Here is a 15880-nt window from a genome sequence, read left to right as displayed (position 1 = left end):
GCTGTTATCCGTCGGCTGCACTCTGTTCGCTGTCAGCGCGGCGGTCACGGCCGGCTCACCGCCGGATCACGGCCGGTTCGCGGCCGGTTCGCGGCCGGATCACCGCCGGATCACCGCCGGTTCGCGGCCCGATCAGCCCTCCGCGCGGTCCCGCAGGCGCGGCAGCGGCACGGCGAGCAGCGCCGCCAGCAGGGCGATCCGGGGGGCGATCTGGTCGAGCCGGATGTGTTCGTGCCGGGCATGGGCCCCGGCGCCGACCGCACCGAATCCGTCCAGGGTCGGGAGGCCGCGCGAGCCCGGCAGGTTGGTGTCCCCCGCCCCGCCCGCCGGGGCGCCGTCCAGCTGCTGCCCGAGCACCGCGGCGAGCGAACGCACGTGCCGCAGCAGCGGGTTTCCGGTCCGCTCGGGCCACGCCGGACGGCTGGACAGCACCTCCGTACGGACCCGGGCGCCCGGACGCAGCGCGGTGAGCCGGGCGAGGTGGTCCAGCGTACGGCGCTGCGCCTCGGCGGTGGAGAACCGCAGCCCCAGCTCGGCCTCGGCCCGGCCGGCGACCACGTTGGCACGCGAACCACCGCTGATCCGACCGGCGTTGAGCTCGGTTCCGGGCTGGCCGGCCAGGTCGCGCACCAGCACGAGCTGGTCCACCAGCTCGTCGACCGCGGAGACCCCGTCGTGGGCGTCGTTGCCCGCGTGCGCCTCCCGGCCGGTCACGGTGAGCCGTACCCGGGTGCTGCCGCGCCGGGCGGTCTTCAACCGGCCGTCGGGGTGCGGCGGTTCGAGCCCCAGGACGGCGGCGGCGCCGCGCAGCTGGCGCTCGACCAGACGCCGACCGTCCGGGCTGCCCACCTCCTCGTCGGAGACCACGACCAGCCGGACGGTGCGGTGCGGGCGCTCGCCCAGGTCCGCGAGCAGAGCCAACGCACCCTCCAGGACGGCGAGTCCGCCCTTCATGTCGACCACGCCGGGGCCGGTGAGCCGACCGTCCTGCTCGGTCACCGGCCAGTCCGCGAGCGTGCCGACCGGCCAGACGGTGTCGTGGTGCCCGACGATCAGCAGGTGCGGCAGGGACTCGTCCCGGCCCGCCCACTCCAGTACGAGGTGGTCCCCGGCCGGTCCGGGTTCGCGCCGGGCGGTGGCACCGGTGGCCCGGAAGCCGGCGGCCAACTCCTCGGCGAGGGCGTCGAGTCTGGGGGCGTCCCCACTCGGCGACTCGATCCGCGCCAGGTCGGCGCAGCGGCGCCGGACGGCTCCGGCGAGGGTACGGGCACGGGTGCTGAGCGCCTGCGGCAGGCCGGGCAGCGCCGTGGTGACGGCGGTGACGGCGGTGACACCGGGGCCGGCGGTGGCGGCCGGTCCCGTCGCCGGCTTCGCGACAGTCGTCTGCGCGACGGCGGCCTGCACGGCAGCGGGCTTCGACGCCGGGGCCTTGGCGGCGACGGATGAGGCGAGGGAGGACTTCGTGAGGGCGGACTTGGCGGTAGTGGCGGTTGCGGTAGTGGCGGTTGCGGTAGTGGCGGCCGCGGTCTTGGCGGTTGCGGCCTTGGTGACGGCCGCCCTGGCCGCGGTGGCCTTCGCGGCACCGGGCACAGCGGCACCGACCTGGACCGGCCCGGCCGGAACCGCAGTGGCCTGAGCGGGAGCGGAAGTTGCCGGGCCGCCGGCGCCGGCCGTGGCGGTGCCGGCGGTCGCGGTCGCGGTCGCGGCGGTGGTCGCGGAGGCGGCGGCCGCGGCGACGGCCTCGCCGTCGGTGGCGGCCGGGACGGTGACCGAGGTCGGAGCGGGTTCCGCGGCGGCGCCCGGCACGGCGGGCGACCCGACGGTCTGCGGACTCAACGCTCGCCTCCGCGGCCGCCGCCGGTATTCAGCGGCCGTACCGGCCGGCTGCTCCCACCCGGGTACCAGGCCCGGCCTGACCGCGCCGGTCGGCCGGGCCGAAGGGCGGCCCACCGGACCGGTCCGTCTGGCCCAAGTGCGGTGGAACGGTTGGGCGGCGTGCTTGGCATGTGCGTCCTCCTCGCTCGATCCGGTGGCCCCGGTCCGCCCGGAGCCCCGTGGACGGCGGCCTCCCGGCGGCGGGCGCAGTGGCCGGACCGCCGCAGGGAAAGCCGAGATGTGAGCCTAGAAGAACCGTTCGGTTTCCTGCGAGGTGGCCCTGCTCCCAGCGTGCCGGTACCGGGCCCCGCTTCGGAGGCCGCCCGTCCGCGATCGGCGCGGGCGCTCGGCGCGCGGGCCTGGATCGGCGCGCGGGCGCGGTCGCCGGATCGCGCCCATCTCCACCATGGACCCGCCGCCCGAGTTCGGCAGCGCAAACGGCCAAGGCACGGCATTTCCACGCCGGATGGGTGACAGCGGCTCAGCACGCGGTACGAACCGGGAGCACGCGGCGGCTCAGGGAAGCCCGCTCCGACGCCCGCCCCGGCTCCCGGGCGACATCCGGGGAACACCCGCGTGAACAACGGCCGATGCCGTGCCCCCGTGTGCCCCGCCGAGCCCCGGCATGCCTCGGCCGACGCGCTCCGGCACGCCCGGTCGCACCCGGGCACGGTGGGAGGCTGCCCGGGTACGAGCGTGCGTGCACGTACCCGACCGACCGGAACCCCGGTGCCCCGCCCTGGGTACGGCCGATCGCGGCCGGCCGCCCTCAGCCCCCGTCGCGCACCACCCCCGCGTCGCGGGCGAGCAGCGCCGCCTGGACCCGGTTGCCGACCCCGAGCCCGGTCAGGATCCGGCTGACGTGCGCCTTGACGGTGCTCTCGCGCATCCCGAGCACGCCCGCGATCTCGGCGTTGGAGAGCCCGTCGGCGAGTTCGCGCAGCACGTCCGTCTCCCGTGGGGTGAGCCCGGCGACCCGGTTGCGGGCGGCCACCGACCGGGGCGCCCCGACCTGGTGGTACCGGTCGATCAGCCGCCGCGCGGCCGCCGGGTGCAGCATCCCCTGGCCGCCCGCGACGACGTGGACGGCCCGGGCGATCTCCGCGGGCGGGGTGTCCTTCAGCAGGAAGCCGTCCGCCCCGGCGGCGAGCGCCCGGTACACGTACTCGTCCAGGTCGAAGGTGGTGAGGGCGATGACCCGCGGGCTGTCGGGGAGTTCGCGCAGCCGCCGGGTGGCGGCGATCCCGTCGAGCCGGGGCATCCGGATGTCCATCAGCACGACGTCGATCCGTCGGCCGGCGGCGAGTTCGACGGCTTGCAGCCCGTCGGCGGCCTCGGCGACCACGGTGAGCGCCGGGTCCTGGGTCAGGAGGTCGACCAGGCCGAGGCGCACCAGCGCGTCGTCGTCGACCACCATGGTTCGGATCATGCGGCACCCTTCGGCTGCTGACTCGGTTCCTGCTCCGGATCCTGCTCCGCCCCCCATTGTTTCGGCTGCCTCGGCGGCTCCGGGTGTCGCAACGCCTGCGGCCGGTCCGGCGGGCGGTCCGGCGCGGGTAACCGGGCGGAGAGCCGGAAGCCGCCGCTGCCGTCCGGACCGGTGTCGAGGTGGCCGCCGAGGGCGTCGACCCGTTCGGCCAGCCCCACCAGCCCGTACCCGCCACCGGCGCCCGGCCCGTCCGGCGGCGCCTCGCCCGGGCCGTTGCGGACCTCGACCGTCGTCGCCGGCGCCCCGTAGCCGACCCGGACGGTGACGGGCGCGGCGTGCGCGTGCTTGCGGGCGTTGGTCAGCGCCTCCTGGACCAGCCGGTGCACGGCCAGCCGGTGGGTGGTCGGGACGGTCTCCGGGTCCCCGGAGAGGGCGAGTTCGACCCGCTGACCGGCCTGGGTCGCCTCGCCGACGAGTTCGGTGAGGTCGCGCAGGGCGGGTGCCGGGACGCGCCCGCCCTCGGCGGGCACGGGCGGCTCGCCTCGTGGGGCGGGCGGGGCGGGCGGGTCGGCCCGCAGCGCGCCCAGGACGTCGCGCAGGTCGTCGAGCGAGCGGGCCGCGGTGGTGCGCAGCAGTTCGAGGCGGTGGGTGAGCCGGTCGAGGTCGGCGGCGACGGTGCCGGCCCTGGCCTGGTCCCGCAGCACCCCGGCGTGCAGCACCAGGAGGCTGAGCCGGTGGGCCAGCACGTCGTGCATCTCCCGGGCGATCCGGGCGCGTTCGGCCGCCCGGGCCTGTTCGGCCCGCAGCTCGCGCTCGCGGCGCAGCGCGTCGACCTGCTCGTGCAGGGTGCGGATCAGCACGCGTCTGCCGTGCAGCCACAGGCCGACGGCCAGGGTGGCGGCCTGGACCAGGAGTTGGGACCCGGCGGCACCGGCCCACCCGGCCAGCGAATCCGCGTCCGTCCCGCTGGTCACCGCGATGACCGCGCCGCCCGCCACCGCCGGGCCCGTTCGGCCCAGGTAGGCGAGGTGGAACACGTTGAACAGGCCTGGGAAGGCCCGGTTGAACAGCCCGCCGGTGAGCACCGGCAGCACGGCCGCGGCCACCGGGTGGCGGCGGGCGAGGAAGAGCGAGAGCGCGGCGAGCGTGGCCAGGACCGTCTGCGGCAGGCGCAGCGGACCGTCGGAGGACGCCCACTGGACCAGCGCCTCCTCGGCGGCCAGCCCGAGCAGGCCGAGCAGCAACAACGTGTCCGTTCCGGCCCGGTGGTCCGGCCCGTACCAGCCGAGCACACTCCTGCGCATGGCGCTCCTCCTTTCCGCCTTCCCCGTTCGGAGAGCCTTCCGCCGTCCGGCACTTCGGGCTCGAGACAGACCCTAGGGGCGCTCGGCCGCGGAGCGCCTCTGTCTTCCGGGTAACCGCACCCTCGACTTTCGTCAGGGGTCGGCGCCGCTGAACGGCCGATCCGCGGCGGCTCCGCCCTGCCTAGCGTCGACCCCATGACCGACGAACTGCTCCGCCACCGCCCCGACTCCCCTTCTCCCCGGTACGGTTCGCCCGCCGGCGGGGACCACCTGCTGTTCCTCGCCGAGGCGCTGCGCACCTTCCACGACACCGGCGCACTGGCCCCGAGCGGCCCGGAGCTGGTGAACGCGCTGGTGGTACCGGTCACCAGCCGCCCGAACCGCCCGGTCTCGGTGCTGGAGGTCGGCGCCGGCACCGGCGTGGTGACCCGCCGACTGGTCCAGGTGCTGCGCCCGGGCGACCGGTTGCACGTCGTCGAGGCCAACCCCCGGTTCGCCGACCGGCTGCGGGAGGATCCGGTCCTGGCCGCACGCCACCCGGGGGTCGGGCTGCGGCTGTCGGCCTGCCGGGTCGAGGAACTGCCGGATTGCGGCCCGACGGCGTCGGAAGGGGCCGGGCCCGAGGACGGCGCGCAGCGGTACGACGTGATCGTGTCCGGGCTGCCCTTCACCAACTTCGAGCCCGCGCAGGTGCGCGACATCCTCGACCTCTACCTGCGGCTGCTGGCGCCCGGCGGCGAGCTGACGTACTTCGGGTACCTCGGCACGACGACGGCGCGCACCCTCACCTCGGGCCCCCGCCGGGGCGCCCGCCACCGGACGGTGGTGCGGCTGCTGCGCCGGTTCGAGGCCACCTACGGCCTGGGCGAGCGCACGGTGTGGCGCAACGTGCCGCCCGCCCGCGCCTACCTGCTCCGGTCGCCCGGCGGACGGGAGACCTGGGCGCCGGCCGTGGGCCCCGCCGCCGACCCGACGTACCGGAGGGACGCGACGTCCACGCCCGCCGGATGAGAACGGTCGAGCGCTCGCCGTTCTCCCGTTCGATCGTGGCCGCCGTACCCGCCGGGGACGCCGCCGGTGACAGGTACGCTGCCGCACAGCTGGCCCACCTGGACAGCGAGCGCTGACCGCGCCACCGGCGCCCTCGGCGCACGCCCCGACCGCACGACCTAAGGACGTCCCCGTGACCACGGACACCGCACTCACCGCCGAACAGATCCTGATCGCGGCGGAGGACGTCCTCCGGCGGTTCGGCCCGGTCAAGGCCACCGTCGTGGACGTCGCCCGCATCCTCGGCGTCAGCCACAGCAGCGTCTACCGCCACTTCCCCAGCAAGTCCGCGCTGCGCGAGGCCGTCACCCAGCGCTGGCTCGACCAGGCGCACTTCGAACTAGCGGCCATCTCCGACGAGGGCGGCCCCGCCGCCACCCGGCTGCACCGGTGGCTGACCACGCTGTTCACGGCCAAGCGGAAGAAGGCGCTGGACGACCCGGAGCTGTTCGCCACCTACATGGTGCTGGTCGCGGAGAACAGCGGCCTGGTGGACACCCACATCGACACCCTGGTCGACCAGATCGCGCAGATCGTCCAGGACGGCATGGACGGCAAGGAGTTCAAGCTCGCCCACATCCGCAACACCGCCCGCGCCGTCTTCGACGCCACCGGCCCGTTCCACGACCCGGCCTACGCGTCCACCTGGTCCGCCCCCGGGACCGAGGACCGGTTCGAGGGCGTCTGGAAGCTCGTCCTCGGCGGCCTGAAGGCGAAGTGACCGGCCACCGGTGAGCGGGGCGCCTGACGGCGGAGGGAAAACCGCTGGTCGGCGCCTCGCCCGTCCGGCAGACTGCCGCGCACAGTTGATCTCACCTGGAGGATGACATGCGCGCGGCCGGCCCGGTCCTGGACAGCCTGGAGGGACTCGCCCTCGGCGACGCCTTCGGCGACCGCTGGTTCTCGGTCCCGCCGGACGAGGCGCTCGCCGCCCTGGCCGCCCGTCTGGTCCGGCCCGCGCCCTGGCACTGGACCGACGACACCGCCATGGCGCTCGTGCTGGTCCGCCACCTGATCGACTCGGGCGAGGTCCGACCGGACGCGCTCGCCCGGGAGTTCGCCGCCGAGTACGCCCGCGAGTACGGGCGCAAGTACGGCCCGTCGATGCACCGGGTGCTGCGCGGGATCGGCGCCGGCGGGGACTGGCGCGCCATCACCGCGGGCCAGTTCAAGGGCCAGGGCTCGCACGGGAACGGCGCCGCGATGCGGGTCGCCCCGCTGGGAGCCCGGTTCGCCGACGACCTCGACGCGGTGGTCCGGCAGGCCGAACTCCAGGCGCTCACCACCCACTTCCACCCGGAGGCGGTCGCCGGCGCGGTGGCGGTCGCGCTCGCGGCGGCGCTGGCGGTCCGGAGCCGGGGCGGGGCTCCGCCCGGCCGGGCGGAGCTGTTGACCGAGATCGCCGGACGGCTGCCGGAGAGCGACGTCCGGTCCGGACTGCGGATCGCCGCCCGGCTGCCCGGGCACACCAGTGTCCGGCGCGCCGCCAACGTGCTCGGCTCGGGAACGCTGATCTCCGCCCAGGACACCGTGCCGTTCGCGCTCTGGTCCGCGGCCGGGCACCTGGACTCCCTGTCCGAGGCCGTCTGGCACACCCTGGAGGGCGGGGGCGACACGGACACCACCTGTGCCATCGCGGCCGGCGTGGTCGCCGCCCGGACGGGGCTCGCGGAGGTGCCGCCCGGCTGGCTCGCCGCGCGCGAGCGGCTCCCGGGCTGGGTCGCCGAGGCGTCCCGGGCCACCGACCGGTGACCGGGGGGCGGCGGGGACGGCGGGGACGGCGGGCGGTCCGGGCGGCCGGGACGTCAGCCTGTCCGGGCGGCCGGCGCCCGGTGTTTCGGCGTTCGGCGCCAGGCGGCCAGCGCCGGGCGGTCAGCGCCGGGAGACGAAGCGGAGCACCCGGTAGGCGAACAGCAGGACCATCGCACCGCCGATCGCCGACACCCAGGTCGTGACGTCGAGCAGGCTCGGCTTCACCGTGCCGTGCATCCAGTGCGCGACGATCCAGGCACCGATGTAGGAGCCGGTGATGCCGATCAGGGTGCTGCTGATCAGGCCGCGCTCACCCCGCGACATCGCCATCCGGGCCAGCGTCCCCGACACCAGGCCCAGCACGATCCACGCCATCCAGCTCATCCGCCGCCCCTTGCGTCATCGGTGTGACGACCCCGTCGAGCCCCCCGGGTCCGACCGGAAGGACGTACGGGAGCCTCGCACCGTTCCAGCGCCCGGAACGACCGGTCCGAACCGGCCATCCGGGCGCTGCCGCTCCGGGCTGCGGACGGGGCCTCGGCGCCCCGTCCCCACCCCCTGCCCCTGCCCCTGCGCGGGCGCCGGGTCCGCACCGAACTCGCCCGTCAGCGGCGCGAGTTGCCGAACAGCAGCCGGTAGACGATCAGCAGCACCAGGGCGCCGCCGATCGCCGACACCCAGGTCGCCGCGTCGAAGAAGTGCGCGGTGACCGAGCGGTGCAGGAAGTGCGACGCGATCCAGCCGCCGACGAAGGACCCGGCGATGCCGATCAGGGTGGTCACGATCAGGCCGCCCGGGTCCTTCCCCGGCAGCAGCAGCTTGGCCAGCGCGCCCGCCAGCAGGCCCAGCACGATCCACGCGACGATGCTCATCCGTCATCCCCTCCCGTCCGAGGCGCGACGGGCCCCGTCCCGTCCGCTCTGCCGGGAAGGACGCCGCCGCCCGGTCCCCCGGTTCCGCTCGCGTCGGTCCCGCCGCCCGGGTCCGCTCGCCCGGTACCGCCTGCGGACCCGCCCCCGAAGCCGGCCGACGGGCCGGACCGACCGCGCGTGGCGCCCTTCCCGCAGGCCGTCCGCGCCGAAATACTGCGGCCATGCGCATCCTGATCGCGACCGCCGGCTCCCGGGGCGACGTGGCCCCCTTCACCGGGCTCGGCGTCCGGCTGCGGGCGGCCGGGCATCAGGTGGCCGTCGCCACCCACGGCACCTTCGCCGAGTCGGTGCGGGCCGCCGGTCTGGAGTTCCGTCCGCTGCCGGTCGACCCGCGCGCCGAACTCGCCTCCGCCGAGGGCCGCCGCCTGCTGCGGGCCGGCGGCGGAGCGAGCGGCGTCCTGCAACTCCTGCGGCTCGGCCGGAAGTTCATGCCGGCACTCGGCGACGGCATCGCCGATGCCACCGCACTCGGCACCGACCTGCTGCTGACCACCAGCACCACCAGCGCGCTCGGCCAGGTCGCCGCCGAGGCGGCCGGCCTTCCCACGATCGGACTGTACCTCCAACCGCTCGCCCCGACCCGGGAGTTCGCGCCCGCCGTCACCGGCACCCGCTCGCTCGGGCGGTCTGGGAACCTGCTGGCGGGGCACGCCGTCCAGGCCGCGACCGACCAGCTGTTCGTCCCGGCCGTCCGCAGGCTGCGCCGACGGCTCGGCCTGCCGCCGCTCGGGATCGCCCGGGCCCGCCGCGACCACCCCGTCCTGCACGGCTTCTCGCCCCTGGTGGTGCCCCGGCCCGCCGACTGGCACCCCCGGCTGGACGTGGCGGGCTACTGGTGGCCGGCCGAGCGGCCGGACTGGCGACCCCCGGCCCGGCTGCTCGACTTCCTCGCCGCCGGACCGCCGCCGGTCTTCGTCGGCTTCGGCAGCCTGGTCGTCCCCGACCCCGAGCGGCTCACCGCGACCGTCCTCGCCGCCGCCCGCGCCGCCCGGGTGCGGCTGCTCCTCCAGTCGGGCTGGAGCGAACTGACCGCCGAGGACTCCGACTCCGTCCTGACCATCGGCGACACCCCGCACGACTGGCTCTTCCCCCGCACCGCCGCCGTGGTCCACCACGCGGGCGCCGGCACCACGGCCGCCGTCCTCCGCTCCGGGACCCCCACCGTCCCGGTGCCCGCCCAACTCGACGCACCGTTCTGGTCCGCCCGACTGGCCCGGCTCGGCGTCTCCCCCGGCCCCGTCCCGCTGCGCGCCCTCACCGCCGCCCGCCTCGCCACCGCCCTCCGCCTGACCCTCGACGACCCCCGATACCGCACCCGCGCCCGGGCCGTCGCCACTGCCCTGGCCGCCGAGGACGGCACGGCGAAGGTCCTCACCGCCGTCGAACGGGCGGCGGCAGCGACCGGGTGACGGGCGACAGCGGGCGGCGGACAGCGAACGACGAACAACCGACAGCTGACAGCTGACAACTTTCGAAATCTGTCAGCTGTCATCTGTCAGCCGTCGCCCGTCAGTCCTCCCCCTCCTTCGCACTCCGCTCCCGAACACCGCGCTCAGCCCCAGGTACACCACAGCCGCCGCCGTCAGCCCGACGGCCCAGCCGTAGTCGGCGAGCGGCTTGAGGACGGGGATCAGCCCGTCCGCCGGGAACGGACCCTGCTTCGCGCCCTCGGCGTCGAGGGTGGAGTAGGAGCCGCCGACCGCCAGCACGCCGCCCACCAGCAGCGCCGCGACGGCCCGCCAGTTCCAGCCGGCCGCGTACCAGTACGCCCCGCCCGGCCGGTACAGCTCGGCGAGCCGGAGGCGGGTGCGCCGCAGCACCCAGTAGTCGGCGATCAGCACCCCGGCCACCGTGCCGAGCAGTCCGCCGACCACGCCCAGCCAGGTGAAGATGTACACGTGCGGGTCGGAGATCAGCCGCCACGGGAAGATCGCGATCCCGACCACCCCCGTGACCAGCGCACCGGTGCGGAAGGTGACCAGGCGGGGCAGCAGGTTGGCCAGGTCGTAGGCGGGCGAGACCACGTTGGCGGCGATGTTCACCGACAGCGTCGCGACCAGCACGGTCAGCAGCGCGAACAGGATGCCGACCGGGTTCTCCATCTTGGCCGCCAGCTGGATCGGGTCCCACACCGGCACCCCGTAGACCGCCTCGGAGCCCGAGGTGACCAGGACGGACAGGAAGGCGAAGAGCGTCATCGTGGTCGGCAGGCCGAGCGCCTGTCCGCGGATCTGGGCCCGCTGACTGCCGCCGAAGCGGGTGAAGTCGGGGATGTTCAGCGAGAGAGTGGACCAGAACCCGATCATGCCCATCAGCGCCGGGAAGAAGACCTTCCAGAAGCCGCCGCCCCACCCCAGCCTGGACGGCTGGTCGAGCAGCGGCCCGAGCCCGCCCGCCTTGACGGTGATCCAGACCAGCAGCGCGAGCGCACCGACGATGACGAACGGCGCCGCCCAGTTCTCGAACCGCCGCAGCGCCTCCATCCCCCGCGCGATGAGGGCCATCTCGATCAGCCAGAACAGCAGGAACGAGAGCCACTGCGTCCACGGGTAGCCGCCGAACTCCCCTGCCGTGCGCCAGGATTCGCCGAGCAGCTTGCCCGCCAGCAGGAAGATGCCCTCGCCGCCGATCCAGGTCTGGATGCCGAACCAGGCGCAGGCCACCGCCGCCCGCAGCAGGGCGGGCAGGTTGGCGCCGCGCAGTCCGAAGGAGGCGCGGGCGAAGACCGGGAACGGGATGCCGTACTTGGTGCCGGCGTGCCCGGTGAGCAGCATCGGGAGGAGCACGACGAGGTTGGCGAGCGCGATCGTCAGGACGGCCTGCTTCCAGTCCATGCCGAGCGTGACCAGGCCCGAAGCCAGGCTCCAGGACGGGATGTTGTGGGCCATGCCGACCCAGAGCGCGAGGAAGTTGTACGTGGTCCAGGTGCGCCGCGCCACCGGGACCGGTCGCAGGTCGTCGCTGGTGAAGCCGTTGGGGGGCAATTCCCCGGCGGCCGGGTCGAGTTCGACCCGGCCGTCGGGGTGACGCCACTGTCTGCCGCCGCTGGTCTCGGTGTCGGGCACGGACAACTCCCGTCCGCCGCGGGTGGATCCGCGGCTGAGCTCAGGTGGGGGTCACAGGCGGTTCCATGGGCTGGTTCGCATCCGACGCCCCCGCCGGGGCGCCACCGGGCGGGACGTCGCAGGTTCGGGGCGCCATCGGACGGGGCGCAACAGGTGCGGGGCGCCACCGGGCGGGACGTCACAGGTGCGGGATGACGTCCGTCCCGTACGCGTCGATGGTGGTCTCGATGGCGTCGTGCATGGCGTAGACGGCGAACTGGTCGACGCCGAGCGCGCGGAGCTCCGCCAGCCGGGCCCGCTGCGCCTCCACCGGGCCGATCAGGCAGAAGCGGTCCACGATCTCGTCCGGGACGAAGGCCGTGTCCGGGTTCCCGGCCCGTCCGTGGTGGCTGTAGTCGTAGCCCTGGCGGCCCTTGATGTAGTCGGTGAGCGCCTCCGGCACCAGGTCGGAGTGCTCGCCGTAGTGGCCGACCAGGTCGGCCACGTGGTTGCCGACCATCCCGCCGAACCAGCGGCACTGCTCCCGGGCGTGGGCGAGCACCTCCGGTGAGTCGTCGGTGGTGACGTAGGCCGGGGCGGCGACGCAGATGGTGAGCGAGTCCGGGTCCCGGCCGGCCTCGACGGCGGCGGCCCGCACCGCCTTGACCATGTACTCGGTGAGGAACGGATCGGCCAACTGGAGGATGAATCCGTCTGCCTGACGCCCGGTCAGATTCAGCGCCTTCGGCCCGTACGCGCCCATCCAGATCGGCAGCGACGCGTCGGCGCCGACCCACGGCAGGCGCATCTCGGTGCCGTCCACCTCGGCGGTGCGCCCTTCGGCCAACTCCTTGATGGCGTGCATGGCTTCGGAGAGCCGGGCGAGGGTGGCGGGGCGCCGTCCGGCGACCCGCATGGCGGAGTCGCCGCGGCCGATGCCGCAGACCGTCCGGTTGCCGTACATGTCGTTGAGCGTGGCGAACATCGAGGCGGTCACCTCCCAGGTGCGGGTGGAGGGGTTGGTGACCATCGGGCCGACGGTGATCCGTTCGGTCTCGGCGAGGATCCGGCTGTAGATGACGAAGGGCTCCTGCCACAGCACGCAGGAGTCGAAGGTCCAGCCGTGGCTGAAACCGGCCCGCTCGGCGCGGATCATCCGGTCGATGAGCAGCCGGGCGGGCGGGTCGGTCTGGAGGACGAGGCCGATGTCCATGAGGGGCTCCAGGTAAGGGATTCGGCCGCCGCTACCCGGCTTCCCCGCCAAGGCGGCAGGGCTGGTGGCGGGCGGCGGCGAACGGACGTCGAGGGGTGGGAGAGGTCTCAGACCAGGTACTGGCAGGTGTCCCGGCGCAGGAAGCTGCCGTGGCCGGCCCGGCCGAGCCACTCGCCGCCGTCCAGCACGATGGTGCCGCGCGACATCACCGTCCGTGCCCGGCCGGTGAGTCGGCGGCCCTCGTAGGCCGAGTAGTCCACGTTCATGTGGTGGGTCGCGGCGGAGACGGTCTGCACCGCGGTGGGGTCGTAGACCACCAGGTCGGCGTCGGCGCCCGGGGCGATGGTGCCCTTGCGCGGGTGCAGGCCGAACATCCGGGCCGGGGTGGTGCAGGCGATCTCGACCCAGCGGCGCCGACTGATGTGCCCGTCCACCACGGCCTGGTGGAGCAGGTCCATCCGGTTCTCGACGCCCGGCAGGCCGTTGGGGATCTTCGAGAAGTCGCCCCGGCCCAGCTCCTTCTGGCCGACGAAGCAGAACGGGCAGTGGTCGGTGGAGACCACCTGGAGGTCGTTGGTGCGCAGCCCGCGCCAGAGCGCCTCCTGGTGCTCGCGCGGCCGGAGCGGCGTGCTGCACACGTACTTGGCGCCCTCGAAGCCGTCGGCACCCTCCTCGGCGAGGTTGTCGGTGGAGAGGAAGAGGTACTGCGGGCAGGTCTCGCCGAAGACGTTGAGGCCGTCGTCCCGGGCCCGGGAGAGTTCGGCGAGCGCGGCGGCGGCGGAGACGTGCACCACGTAGAGCGGGCTGCCGGCCACCTGGGCGAGCCTGATCGCCCGGTGGGTGGCCTCGGCCTCCAGCAGTTCGCGGCGGACCTCGCCGTGGAAGCGGGGGGCGGTCCGCCCGGCGGCGAGCGCCTGTTCGACCAGGACGTCGATGGCGATGCCGTTCTCCGCGTGCGTCATGATCAGCCCGCCGTTGGCGGCACCGCGCTGCATGGCGCGCAGGATGCGGCCGTCGTCGCTGTAGAAGACGCCGGGGTAGGCCATGAACAGCTTGAAGGAGGTGGACTCGCCGGAGTCCACGAGGGCGTCCATCTCCTTCAGCACGGCGTCGTTGACGTCGGAGACGATGGTGTGGAAGGCGTAGTCGACCGCGCAGTTGCCCTCGGCCTTGGCGTGCCAGGCGTCCAGGCCCTCGCGCAGCGAGCCGCCGACCGGCTGGACGGCGAAGTCCACGACGGTGGTGGTGCCGCCCCAGGCGGCGGCCCGGGTGCCGGTCTCGAAGGTGTCGGAGGCCGCGGTGCCGCCGAACGGCAGCTCCATGTGGGTGTGGGCGTCGACGCCGCCCGGGATGACGTAGTGGCCGGTGGCGTCGATGACGGTGTCGGCGGTCCAGGCCTCGGCGGCGGAGCTGCCGGTGGCGGCGAGGGCGGCGATGCGCTCGCCCTCGATCAGGACGTCGGCGTGGAGTTCCTCGGTGGCGGTGACGACGAGGCCGCCGCGGACGACGGTGCGCTGGTGCGGGTCGCGGGTGGTCATCGCGCGGCTCCTCACGCCTCGGCGAGCGGTCCGTAGGCGTCGGGCCGGCGGTCGCGGTAGAACGCCCACTGCTGGCGGACCTGTTCGATCAGGCCGAGGTCGAGGTCGCGGACGACGAGCTCCTCCTCCTTGTCGGAGGCGACGTCGCCGACGAACTGGCCGCGCGGGTCCACGAAGTAGGAGGTGCCGTAGAAGTCGTTGTCGCCGTACTCCTCGGTGCCGACGCGGTTGATCGCGGCGACGAAGTACTCGTTGGCGACGGCGGCGGCGGGCTGTTCGAGCTGCCAGAGGTAGCCGGACAGCCCGCGGCTGGTGGCGGAGGGGTTGTAGACGATCTGCGCGCCGGCCAGCCCCAGGGCGCGCCAGCCCTCGGGGAAGTGGCGGTCGTAGCAGATGTACACGCCGACCTTGCCGACGGCGGTGTCGAACACCGGCCAGCCGAGGTTGCCCGGCTTGAAGTAGTACTTCTCCCAGAAGCCCTTGACCTGCGGGATGTGGTGCTTGCGGTACTTGCCGAGGTAGCTGCCGTCGGCGTCGATGACGGCGGCGGTGTTGTAGTAGACGCCGGTCTGTTCCTCCTCGTAGACCGGGACGACCATCACCAGCCCGAGTTCGCGGGCGAGGTCCTGCATCCGGCGCACGGTCGGGCCGTCCGGGACGGCCTCGGCCCAGCGGTAGTGCTCGGCCTCCTGGACCTGACAGAAGTACGGGGAGTTGAAGACCTCCTGGAAGCCGATGATCTTCGCGCCCTGGGCGGCGGCCTCGCGGGCGTACCGCTCGTGGAGCGCGATCATGCTCTCCTGGTCGCCGGTCCAGCGGGTCTGGACGAGCGCGGCACGGACGATCTGCGACATGGGTACCTCCGCAACTCCGCGGTCCGGCCGTGCGGTCGGGCCCGCGGTCTGAGGGTTGACGGGGCGGGTCTCACCCCGCGGGTCCGCTCGGGGAACCGTGGGGTCTACGTGCGTAGAAAGCGATCTGTAGACGGTAGGCCCGGCCTCGGTGGCCTGACAATACGTCGGCGGTAACGCGTCTGGGGCGATCTTGTTACGCGGACACGCGGGCGTGCCCGGGTGGGATGAAAAGCTGATCTACCCCGGGAGGTGCCTTCTTACTCGTTCGAGTGAAATCGGACACCCGGGGTGCGCAATCGGCGAGGGTGGGGTAGGACCCGCGTGAACATCGCTGTGGATCACGACGGATCGTCAGTACCGGGTGGTTCCATACGAGTTCAGCGCTTCGGTCACGGGGGATCGGGGCGGCCGAGCGGGGGTGACGATGACGGCGGTGACGAATTCCGCAGGTGAAGCGGCGGGAGGGGCTGGACCAGCTGGACCGGCGGAGCCGACCGGGACGACGGGTACGGCGGCGGGCGGGGGCCCGACGGCCCGGCCCCCCGCCCTGCCCGCCTGGGCCGGTCTGCTGCTCGCCCTCGGCGCGCTCCTGCCGGCCGTCCTCGGCGGGCTGCTGTTCCACCGCCAGGCACCGCGCGTACCGGACGTCGCGCTCCAACTGGCCGGTTCCCGGACGGCCGCCGAGGCGGTGGTCGGCGGCCGCGTCGCGGACCACCTGGCCGCGCTGCGCGCCGACCTCTGGCTGGTCAGCGGCTACGGGCTCTCACTGGTCGCCGCCGCGCTGCTCGGCGGGTACGTGCTCGGGCCGGTGCGCCGACGGCTGCCCTGGGGCGTGCTCAGCTTCTCGCTGACCCTAATCTCGGTGATCGCGCTCTGGCCGGTGCTGCCC

The 15880-nt window shown here is 74.4% G+C and carries 13 protein-coding genes and 1 pseudogene; 5 read left to right on the top strand and 9 right to left on the bottom strand.

Going from position 1 to position 15880, the window contains the following annotated elements; translation table 11 throughout:
- Positions 1 to 132: 132 nt before the first annotated feature.
- The 3 genes from ABZW03_RS09520 to ABZW03_RS09510 form a co-directional block, all read right to left on the bottom strand.
- The gene (locus tag ABZW03_RS09520) at positions 133 to 1836 is read right to left on the bottom strand and encodes a M20 family metallopeptidase (RefSeq protein WP_355254319.1); all 1704 of its coding nucleotides are present in this window, start codon (positions 1834 to 1836) and stop codon (positions 133 to 135) included.
- 808 nt (positions 1837 to 2644) lie between these two features.
- A complete protein-coding gene (locus ABZW03_RS09515) occupies positions 2645 to 3304 on the bottom strand; it encodes a response regulator transcription factor (protein WP_355254317.1) in 660 nt (219 codons plus the stop codon).
- Positions 3301 to 4608, bottom strand: a complete 1308-nt coding sequence (locus ABZW03_RS09510) for a histidine kinase (RefSeq protein ID WP_355254315.1) — start codon at positions 4606 to 4608, stop codon at positions 3301 to 3303. Before ABZW03_RS09510 ends, ABZW03_RS09515 begins: the two co-directional genes overlap by 4 nt.
- Positions 4609 to 4803: 195 nt before the next feature.
- On the opposite strand from ABZW03_RS09510, the gene ABZW03_RS09505 reads away from it, so the two are divergent.
- From ABZW03_RS09505 to ABZW03_RS09495, 3 genes are all read left to right on the top strand, one after another.
- Entirely contained in the window at positions 4804 to 5619 is an 816-nt protein-coding gene (locus ABZW03_RS09505; protein WP_355254313.1) for a hypothetical protein, read from the top strand.
- A 172-nt stretch (positions 5620 to 5791) separates the two neighbouring features.
- Positions 5792 to 6379: a TetR family transcriptional regulator gene (locus ABZW03_RS09500; RefSeq protein ID WP_355254311.1), complete on the top strand. Its 588-nt coding sequence runs from the start codon at positions 5792 to 5794 to the stop codon at positions 6377 to 6379.
- Between the two features lie 107 nt (positions 6380 to 6486).
- Positions 6487 to 7410 carry an ADP-ribosylglycohydrolase family protein gene (locus ABZW03_RS09495; protein WP_355254309.1) on the top strand — a complete coding sequence of 308 codons (924 nt, stop codon included), beginning with the start codon at positions 6487 to 6489 and terminating at the stop codon, positions 7408 to 7410.
- A 120-nt stretch (positions 7411 to 7530) separates the two neighbouring features.
- Here the strand turns inward: ABZW03_RS09495 and ABZW03_RS09490 are convergent, their stop codons facing one another.
- Positions 7531 to 7794: a GlsB/YeaQ/YmgE family stress response membrane protein gene (locus ABZW03_RS09490; protein WP_355254307.1), complete on the bottom strand. Its 264-nt coding sequence runs from the start codon at positions 7792 to 7794 to the stop codon at positions 7531 to 7533.
- 221 nt (positions 7795 to 8015) lie between these two features.
- Positions 8016 to 8282, bottom strand: coding sequence for a GlsB/YeaQ/YmgE family stress response membrane protein (locus tag ABZW03_RS09485; RefSeq protein ID WP_355254305.1), 267 nt, complete (start codon positions 8280 to 8282; stop codon positions 8016 to 8018).
- Between the two features lie 221 nt (positions 8283 to 8503).
- Here ABZW03_RS09485 and ABZW03_RS09480 point away from each other — a divergent pair, with 221 nt between their 5' ends.
- Complete coding sequence (locus tag ABZW03_RS09480; protein ID WP_355254303.1) at positions 8504 to 9751, top strand: glycosyltransferase; 1248 nt, start codon at positions 8504 to 8506, stop codon at positions 9749 to 9751.
- Positions 9752 to 9823: 72 nt separating this feature from the next.
- Here the strand turns inward: ABZW03_RS09480 and ABZW03_RS09475 are convergent, their stop codons facing one another.
- The 4 genes from ABZW03_RS09475 to ABZW03_RS09460 form a co-directional block, all read right to left on the bottom strand.
- A complete protein-coding gene (locus tag ABZW03_RS09475) occupies positions 9824 to 11407 on the bottom strand; it encodes an NCS1 family nucleobase:cation symporter-1 (RefSeq protein WP_355254301.1) in 1584 nt (527 codons plus the stop codon).
- A gap of 178 nt (positions 11408 to 11585) precedes the next feature.
- Positions 11586 to 12599: a TIGR03842 family LLM class F420-dependent oxidoreductase gene (locus ABZW03_RS09470; protein WP_355254299.1), complete on the bottom strand. Its 1014-nt coding sequence runs from the start codon at positions 12597 to 12599 to the stop codon at positions 11586 to 11588.
- Between the two features lie 107 nt (positions 12600 to 12706).
- On the bottom strand, positions 12707 to 14137 hold the full coding sequence (hydA, locus tag ABZW03_RS09465; protein WP_355254297.1) for a dihydropyrimidinase: 1431 nt from the start codon (positions 14135 to 14137) through the stop codon (positions 12707 to 12709).
- 11 nt (positions 14138 to 14148) lie between these two features.
- Positions 14149 to 14991 (bottom strand): nitrilase-related carbon-nitrogen hydrolase, encoded by an 843-nt coding sequence (locus ABZW03_RS09460; RefSeq protein WP_355254295.1) that lies wholly within the window; start codon positions 14989 to 14991, stop codon positions 14149 to 14151.
- Between the two features lie 433 nt (positions 14992 to 15424).
- On the opposite strand from ABZW03_RS09460, the pseudogene ABZW03_RS09455 reads away from it, so the two are divergent.
- Positions 15425 to 15880, top strand: a pseudogene (locus ABZW03_RS09455) (hypothetical protein); the annotation flags it as partial.

The organism is Kitasatospora sp. NPDC004799 (genome assembly GCF_040609095.1).
Lineage (GTDB): Bacteria > Actinomycetota > Actinomycetes > Streptomycetales > Streptomycetaceae > Kitasatospora.
Note: the sequence above shows the minus strand (reverse complement) of the source record. Positions and strands in the feature narration are given on the sequence as shown.